The sequence below is a fragment of the Rhizobium sp. Root1204 genome (assembly GCF_001424965.1).
Taxonomy (GTDB): domain Bacteria; phylum Pseudomonadota; class Alphaproteobacteria; order Rhizobiales; family Rhizobiaceae; genus Pararhizobium.
Genome location: NZ_LMCZ01000009.1, coordinates 156,945 through 181,359, shown reverse-complemented (window position 1 = coordinate 181,359; position 24,415 = coordinate 156,945). Strand labels below are relative to the sequence as shown.

At 55.0% G+C, this 24,415-nt stretch carries 19 protein-coding genes; 6 read left to right on the top strand and 13 right to left on the bottom strand.

The genetic code is table 11. The features are described from left to right. Nucleotides 1-36: 36 nt before the first annotated feature. From minE to minC, 3 genes are read right to left on the bottom strand one after another with little or no spacing between them, the layout of a single operon-like run. Nucleotides 37-300, bottom strand: coding sequence for a cell division topological specificity factor MinE (gene minE, locus ASC96_RS12195; RefSeq protein WP_060503305.1), 264 nt, complete (start codon nucleotides 298-300; stop codon nucleotides 37-39). Beyond that, nucleotides 297-1,112: a septum site-determining protein MinD gene (gene minD / locus ASC96_RS12190; RefSeq protein ID WP_060503304.1), complete on the bottom strand. Its 816-nt coding sequence runs from the start codon at nucleotides 1,110-1,112 to the stop codon at nucleotides 297-299. The genes minE and minD overlap by 4 nt, the downstream gene beginning before the upstream one ends. Before the next feature lie 32 nt (nucleotides 1,113-1,144). After that, nucleotides 1,145-1,879, bottom strand: coding sequence for a septum site-determining protein MinC (gene minC / locus ASC96_RS12185; protein ID WP_112834502.1), 735 nt, complete (start codon nucleotides 1,877-1,879; stop codon nucleotides 1,145-1,147). A gap of 461 nt (nucleotides 1,880-2,340) precedes the next feature. Between minC and ASC96_RS12180 the strand changes: the two genes are divergently transcribed. After that, nucleotides 2,341-2,949, top strand: coding sequence for a J domain-containing protein (locus ASC96_RS12180; RefSeq protein ID WP_060503302.1), 609 nt, complete (start codon nucleotides 2,341-2,343; stop codon nucleotides 2,947-2,949). 683 nt (nucleotides 2,950-3,632) lie between these two features. Here the strand turns inward: ASC96_RS12180 and ASC96_RS31625 are convergent. Together ASC96_RS31625 and ASC96_RS12170 are read right to left on the bottom strand one after the other, a co-directional pair. Then, nucleotides 3,633-3,779, bottom strand: a complete 147-nt coding sequence (locus ASC96_RS31625; protein WP_082512033.1) for a DUF1127 domain-containing protein — start codon at nucleotides 3,777-3,779, stop codon at nucleotides 3,633-3,635. Between the two features lie 551 nt (nucleotides 3,780-4,330). Then, complete coding sequence (locus ASC96_RS12170) at nucleotides 4,331-5,671, bottom strand: oligosaccharide flippase family protein (protein WP_060503300.1); 1,341 nt, start codon at nucleotides 5,669-5,671, stop codon at nucleotides 4,331-4,333. Nucleotides 5,672-5,991: 320 nt separating this feature from the next. Here ASC96_RS12170 and ASC96_RS12165 point away from each other — a divergent pair, with 320 nt between their 5' ends. From ASC96_RS12165 to ASC96_RS12155, 3 genes are all read left to right on the top strand, one after another. Beyond that, nucleotides 5,992-7,236, top strand: a complete 1,245-nt coding sequence (locus ASC96_RS12165) for a polysaccharide biosynthesis/export family protein (protein WP_060503299.1) — start codon at nucleotides 5,992-5,994, stop codon at nucleotides 7,234-7,236. Between the two features lie 248 nt (nucleotides 7,237-7,484). Beyond that, on the top strand, nucleotides 7,485-8,168 hold the full coding sequence (locus ASC96_RS12160; RefSeq protein ID WP_060503298.1) for a PIG-L deacetylase family protein: 684 nt from the start codon (nucleotides 7,485-7,487) through the stop codon (nucleotides 8,166-8,168). A 73-nt stretch (nucleotides 8,169-8,241) separates the two neighbouring features. Continuing rightward, nucleotides 8,242-9,459 carry a DegT/DnrJ/EryC1/StrS aminotransferase family protein gene (locus ASC96_RS12155; RefSeq protein WP_060503297.1) on the top strand — a complete coding sequence of 406 codons (1,218 nt, stop codon included), beginning with the start codon at nucleotides 8,242-8,244 and terminating at the stop codon, nucleotides 9,457-9,459. Nucleotides 9,460-9,551: 92 nt separating this feature from the next. Here ASC96_RS12155 and ASC96_RS12150 read toward each other — a convergent pair whose 3' ends face one another. Then, the gene (locus ASC96_RS12150; protein WP_060503296.1) at nucleotides 9,552-10,706 is read right to left on the bottom strand and encodes a glycosyltransferase family 4 protein; all 1,155 of its coding nucleotides are present in this window, start codon (nucleotides 10,704-10,706) and stop codon (nucleotides 9,552-9,554) included. A gap of 31 nt (nucleotides 10,707-10,737) precedes the next feature. Continuing rightward, nucleotides 10,738-12,078, bottom strand: a complete 1,341-nt coding sequence (locus tag ASC96_RS12145; RefSeq protein WP_060503295.1) for a hypothetical protein — start codon at nucleotides 12,076-12,078, stop codon at nucleotides 10,738-10,740. A 354-nt stretch (nucleotides 12,079-12,432) separates the two neighbouring features. On the opposite strand from ASC96_RS12145, the gene ASC96_RS12140 reads away from it, so the two are divergent. Further along, on the top strand, nucleotides 12,433-13,617 hold the full coding sequence (locus ASC96_RS12140) for a glycosyltransferase family 4 protein (protein WP_060503294.1): 1,185 nt from the start codon (nucleotides 12,433-12,435) through the stop codon (nucleotides 13,615-13,617). A 63-nt stretch (nucleotides 13,618-13,680) separates the two neighbouring features. After that, nucleotides 13,681-14,541: a sulfotransferase domain-containing protein gene (locus ASC96_RS12135; protein WP_060503293.1), complete on the top strand. Its 861-nt coding sequence runs from the start codon at nucleotides 13,681-13,683 to the stop codon at nucleotides 14,539-14,541. 38 nt (nucleotides 14,542-14,579) lie between these two features. Here the strand turns inward: ASC96_RS12135 and cysQ are convergent, their stop codons facing one another. From cysQ to ASC96_RS12105, 6 genes are all read right to left on the bottom strand, one after another. Beyond that, nucleotides 14,580-15,359 carry a 3'(2'),5'-bisphosphate nucleotidase CysQ gene (gene cysQ, locus ASC96_RS12130; protein WP_060503292.1) on the bottom strand — a complete coding sequence of 260 codons (780 nt, stop codon included), beginning with the start codon at nucleotides 15,357-15,359 and terminating at the stop codon, nucleotides 14,580-14,582. A 77-nt stretch (nucleotides 15,360-15,436) separates the two neighbouring features. Then, nucleotides 15,437-17,317: a sulfate adenylyltransferase subunit CysN gene (gene cysN, locus ASC96_RS12125; protein WP_060503354.1), complete on the bottom strand. Its 1,881-nt coding sequence runs from the start codon at nucleotides 17,315-17,317 to the stop codon at nucleotides 15,437-15,439. Between the two features lie 5 nt (nucleotides 17,318-17,322). After that, the gene (cysD, locus tag ASC96_RS12120; RefSeq protein ID WP_060503291.1) at nucleotides 17,323-18,222 is read right to left on the bottom strand and encodes a sulfate adenylyltransferase subunit CysD; all 900 of its coding nucleotides are present in this window, start codon (nucleotides 18,220-18,222) and stop codon (nucleotides 17,323-17,325) included. Between the two features lie 134 nt (nucleotides 18,223-18,356). After that, nucleotides 18,357-20,615: a hypothetical protein gene (locus ASC96_RS12115; protein ID WP_060503290.1), complete on the bottom strand. Its 2,259-nt coding sequence runs from the start codon at nucleotides 20,613-20,615 to the stop codon at nucleotides 18,357-18,359. Nucleotides 20,616-20,921: 306 nt separating this feature from the next. Then, nucleotides 20,922-22,148: a glycosyltransferase family 4 protein gene (locus tag ASC96_RS12110; RefSeq protein WP_082512030.1), complete on the bottom strand. Its 1,227-nt coding sequence runs from the start codon at nucleotides 22,146-22,148 to the stop codon at nucleotides 20,922-20,924. Between the two features lie 38 nt (nucleotides 22,149-22,186). Beyond that, on the bottom strand, nucleotides 22,187-24,292 hold the full coding sequence (locus ASC96_RS12105; RefSeq protein ID WP_162246347.1) for a nucleoside-diphosphate sugar epimerase/dehydratase: 2,106 nt from the start codon (nucleotides 24,290-24,292) through the stop codon (nucleotides 22,187-22,189). Between the last annotated feature and the right edge of the window lie 123 nt (nucleotides 24,293-24,415).

Here is a 24,415-nt window from a genome sequence, read left to right as displayed (position 1 = left end):
AAATCCACGGGCTAGTCAGCAGTCTGGCGGCGGCCTTTAGGCCGCCTTCCTCGTTGCATCGAAGGGAATTTCAACGTCGACGACAAGTGTCGAGACCTGCACGCCGCGCTCCAATTTTACACTGACCTTTTCGCTATCAACCTGCATATGCTTGGAAATGGCGCGAAGAATCTCGTCGCGCAATTTGGTCACAAGGTCTGAATCGCCGGTTGATGCACGGTCATGGGCCAACAGAACTTGAAGCCGCTCCCGTGCGGCCGGTGCTGACTGCGGCCGGGAAAACAAACGGAAAAGATTCATGCCGCTTTCCTTCCAAACACCTTGCTGAAGAAACCGCGCTTTTCACCCGGAATGGTGACGGGCAGGACTTCGCCCTTGAGACGCCGGGCCGCTTCGAAATAGGCCATCGCAGGGGCGCTGCGACCATCCGCCAGGGTGACGGGGGCGCCCACGTTGGAGGCACGCAGGACATCCGTGCTTTCCGGAATGATGCCGAGAAGAGGGATAGACAGAATCTCCAGAACGTCATCGACCTTGAGCATGTCGCCGCGCTCGGCGCGAGAGGCGTCGTAACGCGTCAGAAGGAGGTGCTTCTCCATCGCTTCGCCGTTTTCGGCTTTCAGCGTCTTGGAATCAAGCAAGCCGATAATGCGGTCGGAATCGCGGACCGAGGAAACTTCAGGATTGGTCACGACGATAGCGACGTCCGCGTGGCGCATGGCAAGCGTCGCTCCGCGCTCGATGCCGGCCGGACTATCACAAATAACCCAGTCAAAAGCGCTCCTGAGCGAGGCAATAACCTGTTCGACGCCTTCCGGAGTGAGGTTCTCCTTGTCACGGGTCTGCGAAGCCGGGAGCAGGTAAAGCGTTTCCACCCGCTTGTCACGGATCAGCGCTTGCGTCAGCTTGGCTTCACCTTGGATGACGTTGACCAGATCATAAACGACGCGTCTTTCCGCACCCATGACAAGGTCGAGATTGCGCAGGCCGACGTCAAAGTCCACGACCACGACTTTCTCGCCATTCTGCGCGAGAGCGGCGCCCAACGCGGCTGTCGATGTTGTCTTGCCGACGCCACCCTTGCCGGACGTAACGACGATTACTTTGCCCATGTACCTCTCCAATTCCGTAAATACGTCTTCTATTAGCTGAGCGCTTCCGCTCTGATCGTTTCGCCTTCGAGCCATATCTGGACGGCTTTCCCCCGGAGACCTGGCTCCATATCCTCGGCGGTCAGATAAAAACCATCGATCGCGATCAATTCCGCCTCAAGCTTGCGGCAAAAGATGCGCGCAGAGGCATTGCCCATCGTGCCTGCCATGGCGCGCCCTCGTAGCGCACCGTAAACATGGATCGATCCGCCGGAGACCACTTCTGCACCCGACGCCACGGAGCCGACAATTGTTACATCTCCCTCAGTATAGTGGAGCGATTGCCCAGAACGCACCGGCTGACTGACAACAATCGACGGCGCTGCTTTTGCCGAAGTTGGGACAGAAGCAACAACGCTCTCGACAGGCGCTGCTTTTTCCGTCTCTTCGCCCACCGGTATCTCGACGTCGGAAGCCGCACGTCCGTCCGTCATAGCCGGCGGCAGGTCCGGGCCGAGCAAGGAGGAGCGAGCTCCCTCGATCCCCATGATCCGGACATTGCGCTTGCTCAGCTGACTGACAAGATCGCGCAGTTCTGCGCGTTCGATATCGAGCCCCTGAACGTCGAGCACAATCGGCCGCCGCAGGAAGAAGCCGGCGGAACGGGAAGCCAGATGGTCGAGCTGGACAAGCCAGTCATCGAGCGGCAGTTCGGGTGTCAGCGCGAGCGCAAGGAAAGATCGTCCCTTGAGACGGATCGGTCGGGGTTCTGTTAACACATCATTCAACTTGGTAAATTTTCTGTTGATACGGTGTAGCGAGGCAATGGTTAACAGAAGGTTAACGAGGGATCACCAGTCGTGGTGTTTGACGGCCGGGCAGCGCCTCACCGCGCGAAAATATCTGTCGCGCTATCGTGCAAGGGAATACGTCTTCTCGTCACAAAAAGCAGACAGAACCAAAGACTTGCCGGTTGAGAATAATGTCAAAACGGGCTGTTCGGGTACGTCCGCCGCGTCTAAAGTCTGAAGCGCTGTGCTATCTCAACGTCCCTGACTTTGAAACCCAACTATATTGGCATCGCTCCGCGTTTTAAAAAGGCGGCATCAGGCCAAGCGTCTCCTGCGCCTGCACAAGAGAATACCGGGGACCAATGAAACCCTGAAGAAGCCCAGTTTCGTAGGGAAAACCGTCGTTGACTCGCCCGCAAAATCTTGCCGTGAGGGCACGCGGAGTCCATATAGGCGTAATGACGCTTGATTCGAAAATATTCGTTGGACTCAAATCCTCCCGCAAAAAGTCGGCTCCTACCAGTGAGCCCACAGGCCCGAGATGCCAATGGGACGGCTGCGAAAAGGCTGGCACGCATCGGGCGCCCGTTGGGCCGGGTGCGGAAGGCTTGTATCTGTTGTTCTGTCTTGAACACGTGAAAGAATACAACAAGGGATACAGCTTTACGACGGCTCCATCGAACGCGGACGTCGCTCGCTACCAGAAGGAAGCGACGATCGGCAGCCGTGCGACCTTCGGAACCAGGATCAACGAGGCGACCGAAATTCCGATCCCTTCCACTATCCGCTCCGGGTCTGCGAAGGCATTGAATGCCCGAAAAACCGCCGCACAGCGCCAGGCGCAAAAGGCTGATCTCCAGAAACGGAGACTCAAGGTTCTCGAAGCCAAGGCTTTCGAAACACTTGGCCTTTCGCCGGAGGCGACACCGGAGGAAATCAGGAGCCGCTACAAGGAGAGGCTCAAGATGCACCATCCTGACGCCAACCAGGGTAACCGCACCTCCGAAGACGAGCTTCGCGCCTCGATCGAAGCTCATAAGATCCTGAAGCTGAACGGGTTTTGCTGAGACTCGCTCTTTGATTGCCGTTTAGGTTCGACCAATCCACGTGGAGCGCCTGGTCAACTGCGTTTTGGGAGAGATGTCTCCCGACTTCCCGGCGTAAAAGCGCCCGGAGCATCAGCCATTTTGCGAGTAGGTCTGGCGGCCTTGTGAAGCGGTGGAATCAGCCGTTCAGCCTTCGGCAACCTACCCAGCGCAACGCGATAATACGCAACACGGTTTCTTCCCGAGCGCCGCCAATATTGCCATGCAGTGTCTTATCCGGCTACGCGGCGCGACACTGTGACCGCAGAGCGGTGCATCACAGTGGCGATGCACCGAAACGGCCGTAATTCGATCTCAACGTGCTGTCGTAAAAATCCTCCAAAACGAAAAAGCCTGCCGCGGGAGGAGGTGCGGCAGGCTTTTCGAAAAGAACCGAACAGCGACTGGGAGGAGGAGTGCCGCTGTTCCTTCAGACGCCCTTGGGAGGAGGAGCGGGCCATCTGAAACTCGAAGCTCTGCGGGAGGAGGTGCATTGCTTCGATGACAACCATCATACCCGGATATTCGTCATTTCAAAGAGTTTATGTTGCAGTGCAGCTATGCAAGAAACGCGAAGCTGAAAAGGACGCAACTGGCAACGTCCACCGACTGAAACGCGAAACGCCCGCACAAGGCGGGCGCTTCGTCAAAATTAAGCAGCTCTATCAGCGAGCGACAGCGGCGCGGGCTACGCTGTGGATGTCACCGCGGGCAATGCCGAGGTCGTTCAGCTCACGATTGGTCATCCGGCCCAGTTCGGACACCGTCTGACGATACTTGCGCCAATTGTTCAAGGAGCGTGCTACGTTCATGATGATCCGCTTTCGTGAGGTTCTTTTGACGTCAGCAGCCGCTATTGGCTCCGGCATCGTTTGATGAGGGAAATATAGGCGCTTCAGGCCAATCAGAATATCGACAATGCGTCGGAGCACCTATGCACCAGATGCAGTGCTCGCCGCTCACCTGCCCATTTTGGTGCCGATATGGTCGATTACCGCCGGGCTTTGGGCACATCCGTATGCCGGGGGATTTCGCTTCGGGGATGCTGGAGTTCATCGTTCGGCGCGTACCCTGCGTCATGGTCCACCGAGATTTCGGGAGCCGCCCGACCAGCAGTTCTTCATGTTGAGCGGGTTAATCTTGCAAGCATTCGGACCTGCGGCCTCCGGCTCGCACGGTAAAGTCGGGAAATGCCATTTCGGTACCTCCATCCGCCTGGAACACAGGGAGAAACGAAAAACGGCAGCGCAAGCTGGCATCGCAGGCGGCCAACAGATCAAGAAAACGTGCAGAAAAGCCGGAAATCAGCATTATTAGATAATAATAATTCATAATTTCTAATAACGCCTACAAGAAACTCCGATTATATTTTCGAGAGACCCTTCCTATAGATATAGGTCATGCCAGACAAAAGAACAAATGACATGCTGATGTGAGCGATATTTGCCCCCATCGGACCTATCTTTGGAACGAGAGTGAACGCGGTGACATGAAATACGATGGTGGCGGCGAATACGATGCGCAACACCAAGGCTTCCTTCCCCATGGACAGCAAGGCGGAATAAAGCACCGTGCCGCACAGGATCATCATCACCGCAACGGTCTGAACGATGACGAGAGGTCCAGCTCCAAGGAATTCCGGGCCAGCGGTCCAAAGCAAAACGCGATCGATTGTCAGATAGAAAAACAACAGCGCGCCAATGCCGAAGACGAGCAAAAGCATCTGCGTCTGAAAGACGATTTTTCGGAAATCCTTGAATTGATTTGCACTCCACGCCCGGGCCAAATCGGGAAACAGAACGGCCTGGACCTGCACGCCGGCCTGCTGGGCGATGCGGCCAATACGCTTGGCGATGTGATACAGGCCGGCGGAAGCGGGATCGGTGAGATAGCCGACGATCAACGTGTCAAGCTCGCTTGCACTGGAACGAATGGCCGACGAAAGGTTGGACGAAAACGAAAAAGAGTAGAGGCCCGGAAACTTCTTTGCGACACCCCGGACAGGCGCGAAGAGAACCCCGCCCAACCCCCGCCTTCTGAGTTCGATGAAGGCAAGGACATTTATGTTCACAGCACCAAGAATCTGAGCTCCCATCCATAGCAGGAGAAATTCAAAGAATCCCCACCCGACCCAAACGCCGAAGAGGCAGAAGGCAACGCGCACCATGCTTGCGAGAACTTGTCCATACGCAAGTATATTGTAGCGCCCAAAGAGGCGTAGCACTGCTGTCGACATTCCCGAAAGCTGGAATAGCAGGACAGAACAGTAGATAAGGACGATGCGGCTCATTTCCGCAGAAACCCCTACGAGGGGACCGGCAAGCAAAATCACCAGCACGGCGACTGTCCACGCAATGCAGGCTGCCAGGACATCTAGAAGAAGCCCGAATTTGAACAGCGTTTTGAGATTCGACAGATCTTCGGCCTGCAACGCCTCCGCGCCATACTTGACCAATGGTTGCCACGATCGGAAACTGACAAGCCTCTCGACGCCCCGCGTATAGGCAAAGCAGATGGCAAGCACCCCATAATCTGTCGGGCCGAGCGCACGTGCAGTAAGCGCAAAGCCTGCAAGGCCGATGAACGAGCTTGCGAAATTCCCTGTCAGCAGGTGGGCTATATTCTTCAACCGGACCAGGAAATGTGCTTCTTTTTCCACGGTCGATCTGACCTTTCCAAGCTTAGTCAAAAGGCTCCCCGGCATACTCACAGAAATATCTCCTCCTGAAGAGCAACGTATTCTAGATATGGACAGCCGTTGCTCCACGAATATCGGATTTGCCCATGCAGTTTTAAGTATGCAAAGCCATGAATCGCATGCATAAATTCAATCGTAAGCAGAAGCAGCAGGTTGTACTTTCTCAAAAAATCAGTCGGTGAAAATATTCATATCGAGCGCCCCTGCGCCGGTAGCGGCCAAACTCGTTCTTCCAAGCGATTGGACCGAAAATAATTCGACATCTTTGTATTAGAATGTGGTAAAGTCCACCCATAGGTATTTGTTTATTTTTTGGCGGGGGCAAAATGACGTTTCCGGGCACCATAAAGACTAGAATAAGCAGCCATATTCCCTTCATTCTTTTTGTTTCCCTCGTTATCGCGACATGCCTAGCTTTCCCCTTCGCGGCGAAGGCGGACGCTGAATCTTACCGGCTGGCAGGTGGCGATACTGTCTCTTTCGATTTCCTGGACGACGCCGAGCTCCCGGTGACGCTGACGATCGCATCAGACGGAGACACGCAATTCCCGCTTATCGGGTCCGTGAATATTTTGGGGCTGACCGTAAACGAGGCTCTGCAAAAACTTCGAAACGAATATCGCCAGCGCCAGATGCTGACTGATCCGAAACTCGCCCTCCATGTGTCGGCTTTCCGGCCGGTCTTCGTATTGGGCGAGGTCAAAACGCCCGGCTCTTTTCCTTTTTATCCCGGCCTGACGGTTGAGCAAGCAATTGGCCTGGCTGGAGGACCGCAAACCCTGACATCAAATCCTTCAGACAGAATCCTGTTACGCGCCCGCCTGCGCGGAGAGATGGATGGCGCCGAGGTCGAGATCGTCAGCGAAGCGCTTTACGCCGCACGGCTTGTCGCTCAACTGAAGGGGTCCGACAAAATCGACCTGAAGGACGCACCGGAAATCGCACGTCCCTATCTTGAGCACGCGTCGTTGAAGGGTGCCATTGAAATCGAGGAACGAATTCTGAAAACGGACCTCATTACCACGGACTCTCAAGTCCAGATTTTGACGCAAGGGATTACGGAAACCGAGGAAGAGCTCAAGATATTGGCGCAATTGGAAGAGCAGCAGAAAGAAGTGGTGGCGATGAACGAAAAGGATCTCGATCGCGTTACCGCCCTGCGAAAGCGGGAGCTCAATACGGAAGCGGATTTATCGAGAACAAAGACAACAACATCCAATGAAAAGTCCCGTTTGCTGGAAGTCTACGCCGGGATGTCCAATTCGAGACGTGAGCTGGGTAAACTCAAGCTCGACCTTGCCAAGCTAAAAGCTGACCGCGAGACGGATATTCTCGTGAAACTGCAGGAAAGGGAAGTTGCCATCAAGAAACTGGAAGCGGCACGCCAAACCGCCCAGGAACAGTTTTTTCTGATCGCTTCCATCGCCACGGACGAGAAAAAGCGCAATCAAATTTCATTTACCTACGAGATCCGCCGGGTTGAGGATAAAGGGCACGAAACCATCGAAGCCTCGATATCAACTGAGCTTTTACCCGGAGATGTTCTGGCAGTGTCTATTGCCGGCATGTAAATCCGTCAATTTTCTACACGCATTTTCTTTAAGTCTTCAATTTCCGGTTTGATTGTGGAGTGTAGTTTGCCATCCAGTCGTATAGCCGTCTCCCGTTTCGCAATTCGTGGATTCATCCGGTCATTTCCGTTGCGCGGATACTCTTTGCATTGCCGCTCATCGCAGCCCGCATGTTTTCCTCCGCTTCGCCCCCCGTACCGGCCAGCGTCTAGGCTTTGGCGCGGGACGGTTGGCATGGGGGTTGCCTGATGAACCTCACGACAACCATGGGGAAAACGCTCGTCATCGCCCCTCATCCAGATGACGAGGTTCTGGGGGCAGGCGGTACAATTGCTCGTCTGGCAGCCCAGGGGAATGATGTGTATGTGGCTGTTGTAACCTGGGGAAGCCCTCCAGCCTTTTCCGCCGAAACAATGTCAAAAGTGAAGGTGGAAGCTGAGAAAGCTCATCGTATTCTCGGGGTCAAGGAAACGTTCTGGCTTGGTTTTCCCGCTGCCGCCCTTTCTGAAACAGCCCATTCGGCGTTGAACGCAAGCTTGTTCCAGCTGGTCCAATCGCTTTCGCCCCAGACCCTACTATTGCCATTCATTGGCGACATGCATCTCGATCACCAGTTAACCTTCACTTCGTCTCTGGTTTCGGCCCGCCCGCACCAGCAGAATTTTCCAAGGTTGTTGCTAGCCTACGAAACGCTGTCCGAAACCAACTGGAATGCACCCTATCTGACGCCCAGTTTCGTTCCGAATGTCTTTATCGACATCGCTGACCACCTCGACGTGAAGATGGAGGCGATGCAGGCATTCAAGTCGCAGCTGCGTCCTCCTCCACATGAGCGGTCAATAGAAACGCTGCGCGCGCTCGCAACATTGCGGGGGGCGACAGTCATGACAACAGCCGCAGAAGCCTTCGTTTTGGTACGCCATGTGATCTGATCCAGATACTTTACCGTAGGCTGGAACTGGCCAGCCCATATTGCTCATATCTGCAACGCAAAGGAAGAGAGCGATGGCACGTTGGCCGGTCTACGACCAAGAGCAAATTGAGAACGTGGTCTCTGTGTTGAAATCCGGCGAGGTCAACGCTTGGACCGGGCCATATGTCCGGCAATTCGAGGAGGCCTATGCCGACTTTCTCGGCCTGCGGCACGCCATTGCGCTCGCCAACGGAACCGTTGCCCTCGAACTTGCATTGTTTGCGCTGGGGCTTCGCCACGGAGACGAGGTCATCGTCACACCCCGAAGCTTTATGGCATCCGCCGCCTGCGTTCCTTTTTGCGGAGGTGTACCGATTTTTGCCGACATCGATCCCGACAGCCAAAATCTGACGGCTGGGACGATCGCCGCTCAGATAACTCCCCGGACGCGCGGAATCATCGTGGTTCATCTCGCCGGCTGGCCCTGTGATATGCAGGGCATCATGGCTCTCGCCCGCGAAAATGGACTTTGGGTGATTGAGGACTGCGCCCAGGCCCATGGTGCCGAAATCCACGGCCAACCGGTCGGGAGCTTTGGCGATATAGCGGCCTTTTCGTTCTGCCAGGACAAGATTATCACGACCGGTGGCGAAGGTGGACTGATCGCCATGAACGACGACACGCTTTGGCAGAAAGCATGGAGCCGAAAGGATCACGGAAAATCCTACGACACCGTTTTTCACAAAGCCCATCCGCCCGGCTTTCGCTGGTTGCACGAATCCATTGGAACGAATTGGCGCATGACATCCATCCAAGCCGTTCTTGGACTAACCCAACTCAAACGGCTGACGGAGTGGCAGGCGAAAAGGGCACGTAACGCAGCGATACTGCAGGCGGCAACCGCCGATCTCGAAGCCCTGCGGACACCGCAGCCACCGAGCAGGTTTCGACATGCCTATTATCGGTTCTACACATTTGTTCGAAGGGACGGGCTGAAACCCGGCTACGATCGGGACAGGATTGTTGCGGAGGTGAACGCTGCGGGCGTGCCGTGTTTTTCAGGAAGCTGTTCAGAGATATATCTGGAAAAGGCGTTCACGGACATGAAGCATGGCCCCAGTCGGCGGTTACCGGTCGCTCAGGAACTGGGCGACACGAGTGTAGCATTGCTGGTGGACCCTGCCATTGATGAACAGACAATGATCGAGACCGCCCGCGTCTTGCGCCGGATTATCCTCTCTGCCAGCCGCTCCTCCGCCAGGGAGATGGATACAGCAAGCGCCCCTCAGGGTGACCGCTACGTATCCTGACAAGCTGCATCGCCCAAGACCATTAGCGCGGTCCCAATTGTTTTCTTTGTAAGTTCGCCCGTGGCGGCTTGAGGAATAATGCGGACAGAATGTTACACTTTTTGTCCTTGCCGATCGACGGCTGACAACAGAACGCCATCCCACTCAGCGAGAATGCGCTCCGGCAGATATTTTCGGGCACTCAGCGCAGCCTTGGCGCCCATGGCTTCGCGCTGTGTTTGATCTCCAAGCATCGCATCAAGGGCCAGCGCAAGAGCATCGACATTTTCGCAAGGCACAAGAATTCCATCGTCTCCATTGGTTATCATTGTACCTGGCCCCCATTCGCATTCAAATGACACGACAGGGAGTTCGACTGCCATTGCCTCAAGCAACACGATGCCCCAACCTTCATACCGGGACGACAGGACGAAGACATCAGCCGTCTCAACCCACAGACCCGGCCGCGCTGTCACCCCCGGCATTTCGACGCGCGCTTGCAGCCCAAGCGCATCGCGTTGGGCCTCAAGCGATTTGCGGTCATCTCCCTCGCCCCAAATGACAAGCTTCCAATCGGGGTGTTTTGGCGCAACCAACGCAAACGCTTTAAGGAGGAGATCGAATCCCTTTTGATGCGTCAGGCGACCGACTGCGGTCAGGGTATTGTTTTTCCGCCTGTTGACCCAGTCTGGCGGCAAATCTACAGCATTTGCGATTACCCAACCTCTGCGGCGCATCGCTGGTGGAAAGTAATCGAGAGCACCTTGGGTCATGGTCACGAGGCCGAAAGCGCGCGGATACAAACGCGATTGAAGCCATTTCCAGATCTTGCCAAAGGGTTGGACTGCCGGGTTGTTGCGTTCCGATACGACGACCGGAGCCGGCATGCCCAGGGAGGCAAGCAGTGTCATGACATTTGTTCGCGTGAGAAAACTCAGGACAAAATCCGGGCGGGAGCGCTGGAGCGCTGAACGCAGGCGCAAAATGCGAAGACCGACGGCGGCAGCCGATCCCAGTTTCGACATCCTGCCGGGAGGAACTCCAAGCCTCACAATCGATATAGCGGGGTGAAGCGGATAATAGGAGATAGCATCCGGCACCTCGAAAGTAATGATCGTTACCGTGTGTCCCAAGGCCTTCCAGTGATTGGCAACCAGGTTGACCACATGTTCCGTGCCTCCCGCCGACAATCCGGGCACAACAATCGTTACTCGTAATCCCCCTGGACTAACCTTTTCAAACCGCAAGACATTTTGGCGTTCGTTCATGACGGCAACTCGCTCTGCGGCCTGGATGCGTTCATCGAGGATATCGGCCGACGATGCGCTCCTCCGAAAGCCATTGCATGAATTCGTCGAAATGGGACCATTCACCCTCTTCTTTCATCGACCATGCGTCATTGATCCCGACCTTTGCGCCCAATTCCGCTTCTATGGAGTCTGCGATCCCGTCATGGTCGTCATCCACATAGGCAGTCCCTTGCTCCACCGGAGGCAGCCCCCCGGATTTATTGACCATCCGGCCCCGGCCACCCTGACCCTCCGGCCCCATATCGGTAATCCAGTCACTATCGAGCCTGTCGCGCGGGAAAGCGCCGGCGTGAGTGCGGATTTCTTCATAGGCGGCTGGCGCCGAAAGAATCTTGTCCACGGACAACGGGCATGGCGGCGTTGACACGATGTAGGGTTCGGTTTCCGGTGCGATCATGACGATAGATTTGGACTTCGGAGCCCAGGACACGTTGCCCGCCTGATAAATCTGCGGGTTCTCCGCCTTGTCTGTCTCCTTTGAATGAATGGCGTAGGTCGTATCCTCTGTACTTGGTCCCGCTTTGAAATAGTTCCCCACATAGGAAATCGGGGTGCCGCCCGGAAACTGCGAAAACACCTCTCCCCATTCTGATTTTGCGTTGAAAAAGACGTTGTTTATAATTTCGATGCAGGACTTGCCGTAATGGTTGTTGTCCGGGTTCCGATCACGGTTGGATAGGCACAGGTTCTTCAAGAAGGTTATGTTTTGCGGCATATGCGGGTCGGAGCCCAGCAATGTGCATTTGCTGTGCTTGTTCAGCCCCTCTGCAAAAATCGAATTCGCGATCGTCAGATCGGTGGTGTCAGAATGCGCGTTGATGTTTTCGTCCGTGGCCCATGCCCCCGACACGTGATCGACATAGACCCGGGCGCTGTTCTCGACAGTCAACGCATCGACATTCTTGACGGAGTTTGGCAACTGGGGGCGTATTTTCAGATGCCGGATGACGACATCATGCGCGTTTTTCACGATAAGCGGAGTGTTCCATTTCTTGGCATTTGGTTCCTCGATCGTCAGCACAATGCCGCCGCCAGGCGCCGTTTGACCGAGAATGGAAAGAAAGGAGGCTTCCTCGCGCACGAGTAGCGTGGACTTCAGGTGGATGACACCGGAAACGCGGAAAATACAATTGCGCGGGCCTTTGGCATCGACACATGCGCGCAAACTGCCCGGTCCAGCATCCTCGAGGTTTGTAACCTCGAGGATGGCTCCACCTCGTCCGCCCTGCGCTGTCCGTCCATATCCTTCTGCGCCTGGAAATGCGTATTGAAGTTCTTGGTTCTTGGCTTCAACGCCGGATGCCAACCATAGCTGGAAAGCCAAAAACATCAGCAGGCCAGCAAGTATCCGTGGAACTGTCGCACCGGATGATGAAGACTTCCAAAATTGCGCTCTGCATGGCCGCACCGCAACGATCCGCGAACCAATCCGCCTCATCCTCCACAGCCCTCCGCCGCTCTACTATTTTTCCCAATATAGAAGTTTCACGTAGCGGCCGCCGCTTCTGAAGCGACCTAAAACTCCTATCGCTTGCGCAACAAAGTGCTCTCTTTTTTCATCAGAATCAATCTGATCTGCGCAGGGCGGCATCATCCAAAGAGATGACATTATTTTCTCGACTGGCAATGTCTTTAAATACTATGATCTTGTGCATTGGATGATACGTGGTGGAGATTAGACTGCGTGGAAACAAAACCAATAGTCGTTGCATTTCCATTTGCGGGCGGCGATTTCGGTGGGAGCGACATTTCCGCTGTACACCTTATTTTGGCTCTCGACAGAACCAAAGTACAACCGATTATTATGCTGCATAGCGACAAAGGGGACTTTTCAAAGTACCTGAAAGGGAAAAACGTCAGCTATGTCCGCATTGATGATGCTGATGTTTTGAGGCCGCGCCACGGAAACAGTGTTCAGCGGATGGCGGCAGCGGCTGCAAAATACCCATGGACCATGCTGAAGCTTCTGCGCTTTCTGCGTCAGCATAAAATTGACATCGTCCACACCAACAACGGTTTGGTTCACACAACGTGGGCGCTTCCCACGGTTCTGTCTGGAGCAAAGCTTCTTTGGCACCACCGGGGTGATCCGACGGCCAAGGGCGTCAACATGCTTGCGCCCCTGGTGGCAAGCCATGTTGTAACTGTCTCAAAATTCGCACAGCCGTCCGCGCCTCTAATTTCCCTAAAAAACCGCATGTCTGTGATCCACAGTCCTTTTGACCACCCAACTGCCCTGCCCGATCGCGAAGAGTGCCGCCTTGCAGTCGCGCGCGAACTGGGGCTACGTGAAGACACGCGGTTTGTCGGATATTTCGGTGCTCTGATAGACAGGAAAAGGCCGGTTCGGTTCGTGGAGGCCGTTCATGCCTTTCACATGCAAAATCCGGACTTTCCAATCGCCGGCTTGCTTTTCGGTCCGCCCGAGCAATATGGCATTCGCTTGGACGGTGAGGTGATGGCGGCGGCTCAAAAACTGGGCATTGCCGACCGTATCCACCTGATGGGCTTTCGCCTGCCAGTCGCGCCCTACATGTGCTCTGTCGATATCCTGCTGGTCCCGGCTGTGAATGAACCATTCGGCAGAACGTTGATCGAGGCGATGCTGCTTGGAACTCCGGTCATAGCGACCGACCATGGAGGCAATCCGGAAGCGATCGATCACGGCCGGACGGGCTTTCTGGTTGCGCCCGAAAATCCGCCCGCTTTTGTCGAGCCGATGAATATCCTCCTCAAAAACCCGGCGGAATGGCGACGGATAAGCGAGACTGCCCGAAGCTCGGCCCTCGCGGGTTACAGCCTCGGCCGCCACGTTGAATCGGTCATGGAAATCTATGAGAGGCTTACCGGTAAAAACGCCTCGATCTAATTCATTCGAGTGGCAGGCGGAGCAGAACGGAGCTTATTTTTCCAATGCGTGGAAGGAGTTGCTATGCGGATTGAAGACATTCATTTTCTGATCATTGGCGCAACTAAAAGCGCGACGACGTGGCTCCAACAATCCCTTCAACAGGATACAGCCGTCTGCATGCCGGATCCCGAACTCCATTATTTCAGCAGGAACTACGATAAGGGAGACGAATGGTATCTTTCGCAGTTCGGCAGCGCTGGAGATCGTCGCTTTATCGGAGAGAAGTCAAATTCCTATATGGACACTCCCGGCGTTGCAGCACGGATAAAGCAAGCCATACCGGATGTTCTGCTGATCGCTCAGCTTCGCAATCCTGTTGACCGCGCATATTCCGACTACTGCATGTTATACCGCCGCGGTGAAGTCGGGCGGGACGTGGCGCAGTATCTTGACCCGCGCCGTGCGACTGGTGGCCGGTTCCTCAACGGAGGTCTCTATCACCAGCAATTGCAGCCTTATCTCGACCTGTTTCCAACCCCGCAGTTGCAGGTATTGTTATATGAAAATATCCGCACCGATCCTCAAAGACAGCTTGATACCGTGCGAAGTTTCCTGAGGCTGGAGTCGGAGTTGCGCATGCCGCCGGTAACAAAGAAGGTCAAGGATAAGACCGATCCAATCGTCTCTCCTGGCCTTCGCCAAATCCTCAAACCGCTGAAACCCGTTCTCGCCCCATTCCGCAACAATTTCGTTGTACAGGGGGTGAGATCAATGATCGCGCAGGAGACTAAATACAGTCCGCTGGAGCCCGATCTCTGCGCCCGCATGGTTGAATTTTATGCCCCGGAAGCAGAAAGGCTCGGCAAGCTGATCAACAAGGATCTCTCCGAGTGGCTGTCGCGCGTTTCGGCGATGAAGGCACATCTGCGTCCAGCATCTTAATGCTGCAGGGATCTTCACCGGGTGCCGCACGCTTCCACCTATCCGTCTGCTCCCCATGCGATGAAATGAGGATTGGCGAAATCGCAGTCCGACGCCTGCCGTCTCTTTCCATAAGTGAGCGGCGCACCGTCCAGCAAAGATGTGCGCCCGCCGGCAGCACGCAAAACGGCGTCGCCGGCGGCCGTATCCCATTCCATCGTCCGGCCATATCGAGGGTAGACGTCCGCACCTCCCTCAGCCAGCAGGCAAAACTTCAAAGACGATCCAACAGAGAGGCAGGATTTGATGCTGTTCAAGCGCAGAAACTCCTCAGTCTGCGCATTACTGTGGGACCGGCTTGCGACGGCAGTCAAACTCACACCCTTCGCGCGGCAGCGGATATCGCCGCGATCGCAAACGTCGCCGCCTGCCGCGACCATAAATTTTGAGGCACGGCCTTTGTAAGCAGCGTAGCCGGTATGTCTTGCCGGAGCGTAGACGACACCGACGACGGGTACGCCGTTCTCGATCAGTGCGATGTTCACCGTGTAGTCAGCGCTTTGGTTGATATATTCCTTGGTTCCATCCAGGGGATCGACAAGGAAGAAAGCAGGCGCATCGAACTGGGGGATATGTCCCTGCGCCATGGCTTCTTCCGCGACCACAGGCACACCCGGAAATGCGCGCAACAAGGCGTTGAGAATAACCGCCTCGGCCATGTGATCGGCAATCGTCACAGGGGATTGGTCGTTCTTGATCGTTGTGCCGGCACATGACGGCCTGACACTCAGTATCGCTCTTCCCGCCTCCACTGCAGCACGCTCCAGCACATCCAACATCACACCCCCTGTGCAGCTTCGTTTGCTTGTAACTCGCTTCAGCATTGCCGCCTTTGGTCAGCAGTCAGCAAAAGCCATCATGTTTCATCCAGAAATTTTTCGATTTGCATCGCGAGATCGAGCGGCTCGTGCCCAACAGTTCGAAGGTGGATTTCGGGTGCTGACGGCTCCTCATAGGGTGAGCTGATGCCTGTAAAATTCTTGATCTCGCCAGCCATGGCCTTTTGATACAGTCCCTTCGGATCACGGCGGGCGCATTCTTCGATCGGTGTATCGACGAAAACCTCGACGAATTCTCCTTTTTCGAAGAGCTCGCGCGCCATCCTCCGCTCGGAACGGTAAGGTGATATGAAGGATACGAGCACGATCAATCCGGCATCAGCCATCAGTTTTGCCACTTCCGCAGCGCGACGAATGTTCTCGACACGCGCTTCCTGCGTAAACCCGAGATCGCGGTTCAGCCCATGCCGGATGTTGTCGCCGTCGAGCATGTACGTGTGCTTGCCGCGGGCATGCAGCAATTTTTCCACCATATTGGCAATCGTGGATTTTCCGGAGCCGGAAAGCCCGGTGAACCACAAGACCCTGGGCGTTTGCAGCTTGAGGGTTGCCCGCGCGTGCTTGTTGATATCGACCGCGTGCCAGTGAATATTATGTGCGCGGCGCAGGGGATGATCGATCATCCCTGCGCCAACAGTGGCATTGGTGAAACGATCGATCAGGACAAAGTTGCCCGTGTTCCGGTTATCGCGGTAACTGTCGAACACGATAGGCGCCTGGGTCGAAACATTGCAGACGCCGACCTCGTTCATCTGCAGCGCAGTTGCCGCCTTCTGCGCGAAACTATTGATATCGATGGTATATTTCAACGTTGTAACGGTTGCGCCGATGCTATCGACCTCTGTGCGGCAGATATAGCTCCGCCCAGGTATCATGGGCTCTTTGTGAAACCAGATCACATGCGCCATGAATTGATCAGCCAGATGGGGCCGGTTTTGCGGCGCGACAAGCATGTTGCCGCGCGATAGCTCGAGATCGTCTTCGAGGACGACGGTTACGGCTTGCCCATCGACAGCCGTCTCGACGTTGTCGCGGCCGCAGAGGATGGACTTGACGCGGGACGTTTGGCCGGACTTCGCAACAACGACGCTGTCACCAACGGAAACCCGGCCCGCTGCAATTTGGCCGGAGAAGCCGCGGAAATCCAGGTTCGGGCGATTGACCAGTTGGATTGGCAACCGAAACGGTTGATCGACGCGATCTTCGTCGGCATCGATGGATTCCAGATGCGAAAGCAGGCTCTTCCCCCTATACCAAGACATGTTTGGGGAAGCCGTGATCACGTTGTCTCCAAATCGCGCCGACATCGGTACAAAGCCGACTGCGCGGAAGCCCAGCGTTTCTGAAAACGCTTGAAAAGTGCCGCAGATGGCTTGGAACCTTTCCTGATCATATTGGATAAGATCCATCTTGTTGACGGCGACGATGATATGCCGGATGCCAAGAAGGGAAGCGATAAATGTGTGGCGGCGCGTCTGACGCAGAACGCCTTTCCTCGCATCTATCAGCACGATTGCCACGTCAGCATTAGACGCACCGGTCGCCATGTTACGGGTATATTCCTCGTGTCCGGGCGTATCCGCGATAACGAATTTTCGCTTCGGCGTCACAAAGAAGCGGTAGGCTACATCGATGGTGATGCCCTGCTCCCGCTCAGCCTCCAGGCCGTCAACCAGAAGCGCGAAATCCAGATGATCATCGCCTTTCGTCGTGCCGTGCTTTTTGGTATCCCGCTTAAGCGCGGAAAACTGGTCGTCCAGGATAAGCTGCGTATCGTAGAGCAGCCGGCCGATCAGCGTGGATTTCCCGTCGTCAACCGAGCCGCAGGTCAAAACGCGCAGGAAGGTAGTGGTGACGTGCGCGTCCTGCTCGATCAGCATGTCGTCATCAAGAACCATCCTCATCAGAAATATCCTTCGCGTTTTTTCTTTTCCATCGAAGCTTCTTCATCGGAATCAATCGCTCGTCCTTGACGTTCGGACGTTCGGACAGTCAGCATTTCCTGAATGATTTCTGGGACGGTGCGCGCGGTCGATTCAATCGCTCCCGTCAGCGGGTAACAGCCAAGCGTACGAAACCGGACTTGCAACTCCTCGACCTTCTCGTCATGCGCAACCCGGAGCCGGTCGTCGTCAACCATAAGAAGCATTCCATCACGGCGAATAACCGGCCGGCGTTGTGCGAGATACAACGGAACCACGGGGATATTTTCCTGATTTATGTATTGCCAGACATCGAGTTCCGTCCAATTTGACAGCGGGAAAACCCGGATCGATTCATTGCGGTTCACCCGCGTGTTGTAAGTCCTCCACATTTCCGGCCGCTGGTTTTTAGGGTCCCATGTGTGCTTGCTGTCGCGGAAGGAGAATATCCTCTCCTTGGCTCGCGATTTTTCCTCGTCGCGCCTTCCGCCCCCGAACGCTGCATCAAAGCCGTAGTGGTCCAGCGCCTGCCGCAGAGCCAGCGTCTTCATCATGTGCGTGTACGCGGTTGCGCCGAAATCGAAGGGGTTCACATTCTGGGCGACACCGTCCTGATTGGTGTGCACGAGCAGATTGAGGCCGAGTTCAGCCGCAGTCCTGTCCCGAAAGGCGATCATTTCGCGAAACTTCCAGGTCGTATCAATGTGAAGCAATGGAAATGGAGGCTTTGCCGGGTAGAACGCCTTGAGAGCCAGGTGCAGCATGACGGAAGAATCTTTTCCGATCGAATAAAGCATGACCGGCCGTGAGAATGTTGCGGCAACCTCACGCATGACATGGATGGATTCTGCTTCCAATTTTTCCAGATACGTCAGCGTCATTTTCGCAGGCCCCCTCGCCTATTCATGTAAAAAATTCCGCCATTCATTTATTTTTCAATAAAATCCAAAACCAACAGTAATATAAACTCCAATGCACATTGGAACGCGCTCATCACGATCCGCATCCGATTAATTCAAATGCCAATCGGAGATCCCGACGCCTTGTAACGCCGCCTCGAAAACCACGAGAACCAGGAGGGGCGATCTTGATTTTCGGGTTTCCCGAAGAAATTCACTACGCTGCCCAAAATGACAGGATGATTGACTGATAGCCTGTTCAGCGCGTCAACGAGGCTTCGTTCCTTGGTGCGCACGGCTGCAACAACCATGATGATGGAATCGACCCGGGATGCCAGCCAGACAGAATCCTCTTCGTGCTGTAGCGCGGGTGAATCGATGATGATCAAGTCGTATAGTCCCCGCAATTCCGTGTAGAGAACTTCAACGCCGTACAAATTCGGCCTGGAGGAGATGACCTCCAGGAATGGGTAGGAGGGGGAGGCAAAGATAACGCTCTTTAAATCCCCCTTGTTCTCAAGGAAGTTGGAAAGTGCCGTGTCTGCCTGTGGCGCACCCAAAAGGAAGCCGGCCCCCTTCGGGTTCGGGTCGAAGTCCAGAATAAGTGCACGCAATCCCTGCGCTCTCGCGGCCGCGGCCAGACCAAGCGTTATGGTCGTCTTTCCGTCGCCATTTGATGGCGAGCAGATCATGACGATCTTGCCTCCTGCAGAACGGTCTATCGCCTCCCAGGCCATACACAAGTTTCGCATCGCCTTGGAAAACACAGAGCCGGGGCTGCTCACTACAAGCTGATGGGGCATCTGCAACGAATGTAACGGTACCTTCAAATTTGGGATGGTGACGAGGTTCGGCCGGTTGAGCACCTCTTCGACATCACGTGGCCCATGAAGCCTGTTATCAAGAGCCTCAGCAACCATCAGGCCGATGATAGCCAGAACAAAGACACCGAAAGAACCGGTTGCGATGACAAAGCTCGGGGTTGGAAAAGAGGGGCTGGTTGGAACTTCTGCGTAGGAGGCGACAGTCGCCGACGCCTTGCGCTCGCCGCGCTCAGGATCTAGGTCCCCCAATCGCAATACGATCTGATCGTAGCGCTTTTGTTCAGCCAGCAAATCCCGCTCAAGCTCCCGCCTGCGGATTTCAGCCAAATTGCGGCCTTCCATCCTCTTTTGCAGAAGAGCCACTTCAGTGCTGAATTTCTCGGTCCGGATTGAAGCAACCTTGGAATTGTTTGCCAATTCCTGAACAATTCTCTGGGCTTCATCACCTATCATAGCGCGGGTGGCTTGAAGCTCCGCATCTGCATCGATGACAAGCGGATGATTTTTACCAAACTTTGAACTGAGCTGCGCGCGGACCCTTTCGAGACGCGATTGCTCGGTCCTCAGGCGGTCAAGCTGATCTGACGTCAGAACACGGCCCAGTGCTTGCTCGTCCGTCGACGCAAGAAGCCCTTTTGCCTCATTATATCGCGCGACCGCCCCAGCCTCATCAACACGCGCGATCGTCAACTGCTCATTTAACTGCTCCATGCGCGCCCGCAAGAGATCGTCCTGTGGATCAAAAGTGAGATCGCTGTTCGTGGCGAAGTTGGCGATCTCCCGCTCCATGTTCGCAATCCGGCCAGCAAGCTCCGCTTGCTGGCTGCGCAAATATGCGATGGTGTTCTTGGTGGCCTCGTCAGTAAGTTTGGCAGTCCATTCGACATAGCGCTCCGCAATGGCATCAGCGATCGTGGCTGCCTTCAATGGGTTGGGCTGCCTCACTCGAATGGTCATCGCGAGGCTGTCGCCGCGGCGATCGACAATATACGAACTCAGGAGGGTGGAAATCGCGCGGTTGCGCTGCACGCTTTCTGAAATAAGACGGCGGCGAACCATTTCCGGCCCGTTTCCTTCGTTGGAAAACAATACGCCGACGATGGGCGCGAACAATGATCCGATAAGGCCGTTCCCCTCCGTCCGTATCGGGTGCAGGTAGGTATTGTAGTCGGGGTCCTCGACAAGATTGAGCGCATCAACAACGGTCCCGGCAAATACACGAGACTGAATGACATCGAGTTCTGTTTCCATTACCGATTTATCGCGCTCCTGCTTGCGCAGTTCGACCACCGCTTCATAGGGGCGGGCGTCATTGCGATCGAACACAATCGCGGAGGTAGCGGTGTAGATTTTTGTATAGAGAAGCGATGCCAGAATCGTCAGCGCCAGGCCCGTCAATATAAAAATGCCAAAGAAGACAATGTACCTGCGTAGCAATTCAGCGATGTCCTGCAGGCCGTAGGTGTACGGCCGGCGCGGAGGCATCTGATATATCGTCGTGCTTTGAATTTTATTTGTAGAATGGTCAACTGCGCGATCGGTGGTCAGCATTTAACCTCCAGACAACTTCCCCAAGACTTCATTGCCGCAGCGCACAATATACGCCAAATTTAGCAACCCAATTTGAATAGGAACAATAATTGAAATCACGAAAATATTAAACAACTAAATTATCATTTAATATTAATGACGTCGCTTATATGAAAGTTCAATTTGAATATTGCGACCTACAATGTTATTGGTCGCAACAATACATTCGCATTTGCCCGGAAATAGCATACTGCGTCAAAATTATACATAAATTTCACCATCCAATGTGTGGCCATAGCTTGCCAACCATCAGATAAAATCCGTCACCTATGGGCTTGCCAATGCCATCCGCTCGATGAGAATGTCATTGACCACGTGAACGTCGAATTTTGCTTGCGCCAACTCTCGCGACTTCATCCCCATATCGGCAGCGAGAGGAAGATTGCCCGCAAGCGTCACCATGGCACGCGCCAGGTCATCAACATTCCTGGGCTCTACCAGATAACCGTTAATGCCAGGCTGGACCGTATCGCTACACCCGGCAAGGCTGGTTGTAATAACAGCGCGCCCGACGGACATAGCCTCAAGGATGCTGCGCGGAATACCCTCCCGATAGTAGCTCGGCAGTACGAAAACATTGCATCCTGCGAGGTAAGGCCGGACGTCCAATGTGTCGCCGAGAAAGTTCAGAAGCCCCTCATCAACCCATTTCTGGATATCGTCACGGGACACCCCAATGACGGGATTGGGATCAAAATGTCCCAAAATTTGAAATTCCGCATTCGGGTAGAGATGCCGCACCCTCCGCGCCGCCTCAATATATTCAAGGATACCCTTGTCCTTGAGCAAGCGCGCGATCAAAAGGAAAACCGGTCGATCGGAAGGGGGCGGAGCAAAGGCATAATGATCAAGATCCACACCCGACCCGGGCACAATCCTGATCAAGGATTCGTCCCTGACCATACGATGCTCGCGAATGTCCGCGGCATCAGCCTCGTTGTAGGCGAAGACAACGTTCGCGCCGGCAAAGGCGCGACGGTAAAGCCAAACGCTGATCTGCTTGACCACCCGGCCTTTAAAAGTTGCCGACCCGTTTTGTGAAAAGACGTGGCCAAGCCCTGTTACCAAGAAGCAACGGGAACGCACTCCAGCAAACCGCGCGGCAATCCCACCGTAGATTATCGGTTTCATCGTGTATGGAACGACCAGGTTCGGCTTCAACTTTCGCAGCAGGCGCCAGAGCGACCATATGGTGGCGAGATCGGCAACTGGGTTAAGCCCTACGCGCGCCATTGGTATCTGTGCAAAATCGACGCCTATTCGTGACAACGCACTCCTGGTTCTTGCGTCATCTTCTGGACCAACGGCTGTGACAATGTGCCCGGCATCCACCATCCGCTTAAGCAGTTCCAGCCGAAAATTGGTCAATGACTGGCTATAGCTGGACAGAACGACAATGCGTTGTCTGCGATGCGCCGGCATCGTCTGCGGCAGCGGACGGATAGCGTCCTCATAAACAGCATGTGTCGCTAAATACTCGCTAAAGACCGCCATAATAACTCCCAAGGAAACGAACCGGCAATGCAGGCGCGCTAGTTGATCTGCGATCCCGCTGCAGGGTTCCGGCCGATATCGCTGACGAGCGCGTTGAACAGCGCTTCAGGAAGCTCCGAAAGCTGATCCCGCGCACCATCCTCGTCTGTGTCGGCACTTTGGGGATGTACATCTTTCAAATGTGTGGCCGCACATTGCTGCTTCACATAGCCGGGAATGAGGCTGCTCATTAATGCAAGGACCATGGCTTCGTCTCCCAGTTCGGCGAAGCGCTCCAGTCGTGCAAACGTCACCATGAGCTTGGAGAGGTCCACCGGATGAGGGATAGCGCCAAGAACCCCAGGCACCGGCGACGCTACCCGCATTTCCTTGCTGTCGAAGAGTTCCTCAAATCGCTTTTCGCCGGGGCGTAGGCCGATGATCTTGATTGCAATATCTTTTTCAGGCGTAAATCCGGCCAGACGGATCATCCTGCGGGCTATCTCGATGATTTTTATGGGCTCGCCCATATCCAGCACGAATATCTCGCCTTTGCCGATATCGCCCTCCAAGCCATAGGCGGATGCCTGCAACGTCAGTTCGACGGCTTCGCGAATGGTCATGAAGAACCGCGTCATCTCGAGATCCGTTACGGTCAGCGGGCCGCCACAGGCAATCTGCTTCTTGAAGAGCGGGATAAGTGATCCGCTCGAACCAAGGACATTGCCGAACCGAACCGTCATGAAGCGGGGCCCTGACCCCGTCTTGAACCTGTTCAGGTCAAGAGCCTGGCAGTAAAGCTCGGCAAGGCGTTTGGTGCCTCCCATGACACTGGTTGGGTTGACAGCCTTGTCCGTTGAAATTTGAACCATCGCCAATGCGCCGCACTGCCGCGCCGCGTTGGCGACGTTCATCGTGCCGATAACGTTGGTAAGCGCTCCTTCACAAGGATTGAGCTCCACCATCGGCACATGCTTAAGCGCCGCTGCGTGAAAAACCAGCTCGGGCCGATGCAGTGAAAATATATCGTTGACCCGGTTTGCCCGCCGCACATTGCACAAATGTGCGGAACGCGGAACGCTCTGGAAACGCTCGTTCAATTCCATATCGATCGCATAGAGATTATATTCGCAGTTCTCTAGGAGCACGAGTTCCGCGGGCTCGCACGCTGCGATTTGCAACGCCAATTCGCTACCGATCGAGCCTCCAGCACCGGTGATGAGCACCCGCCGGCCCTTGACCAGGCGCGAGATCGCTTCCCGGTCCAACGAGGCCTGCGGTCTTTCGAGCAGATCGGTCAGTTCGATAGACTTGAGTTCGAAGCGGTTTTCCCGCTTGGTATTTTTAAGCTCCGTCATCTGAGACAGGCGGGAAACGGTCATGCCAAGCGCCTCAGCCGCCGCGATCAACCGCTCCGACGCATCCTCCCCGAATACGGATGGCGCTTCCGTAAATATGAGGTGGCGCGGAGAAATCCTTTCGCCTTTGAGCTGCGCAACAATATCCCGGAAATCTTCCACAGCCCCAAGGATAGGGACGTTCCGAAGCACCATGTTTTGATGCTCATTTGTTTTTTCCAGGCATCCGACGGGCCAATGCGTGCAGTTGCGATCGCGGCTCAGTGCGCGCAGGTAAAGGTCGGCAGCATCCCCGGCACCAACGAGGAGCGTGGGAATTTGCTTCTCGGTATTTCGGGGGCCTTTGAGCCCCATCCCGCGGCGTGTCAAAGGGAACTCGTCCAACCGGAAACTCAGCCTGGAAGCAGACAGAAAAGCCAGGAGCAGAAGAGCCTCCAGCAACAACGTGCTGCGCGGCATATCTGTAAGCCTGGTTGCGAAGAATAAAACGCAGACAAGCATCAGTGTGGTTATGAAAACCGCACGGATGATCGTCCACAAATCAGACACGGATCCATACCGCCAGTTTCGGCTATACAATCCGGCGAGTGGGAACACGACAGCGCAGACGAGCAGATATTGGGGACCAGCGATCAACAATGCCCTTAGCAACTCGGGCCGTGCTTGCACCGTGTCGAACCCGTAACGGGTCACGTAAGCAATACCCAGAGCTGAACCTGCAGAGAGCATATCCGCCAAAAAAAGCCCGAGCGACTGCCGGACTTTTCGCACCTGCGAGTATACTATCCTTTTCGCAAGGCCCAACATCCAATTGGCGGCAGAAAGCACAGCCGTGACGGCGGTAGCGAGCGTTATGCCGGATAGCCGCTTCTTGGCCGAAGAATTGTTGGTGTTTAAAACGACATCACCGCGATCCATTATAGCCCCCGC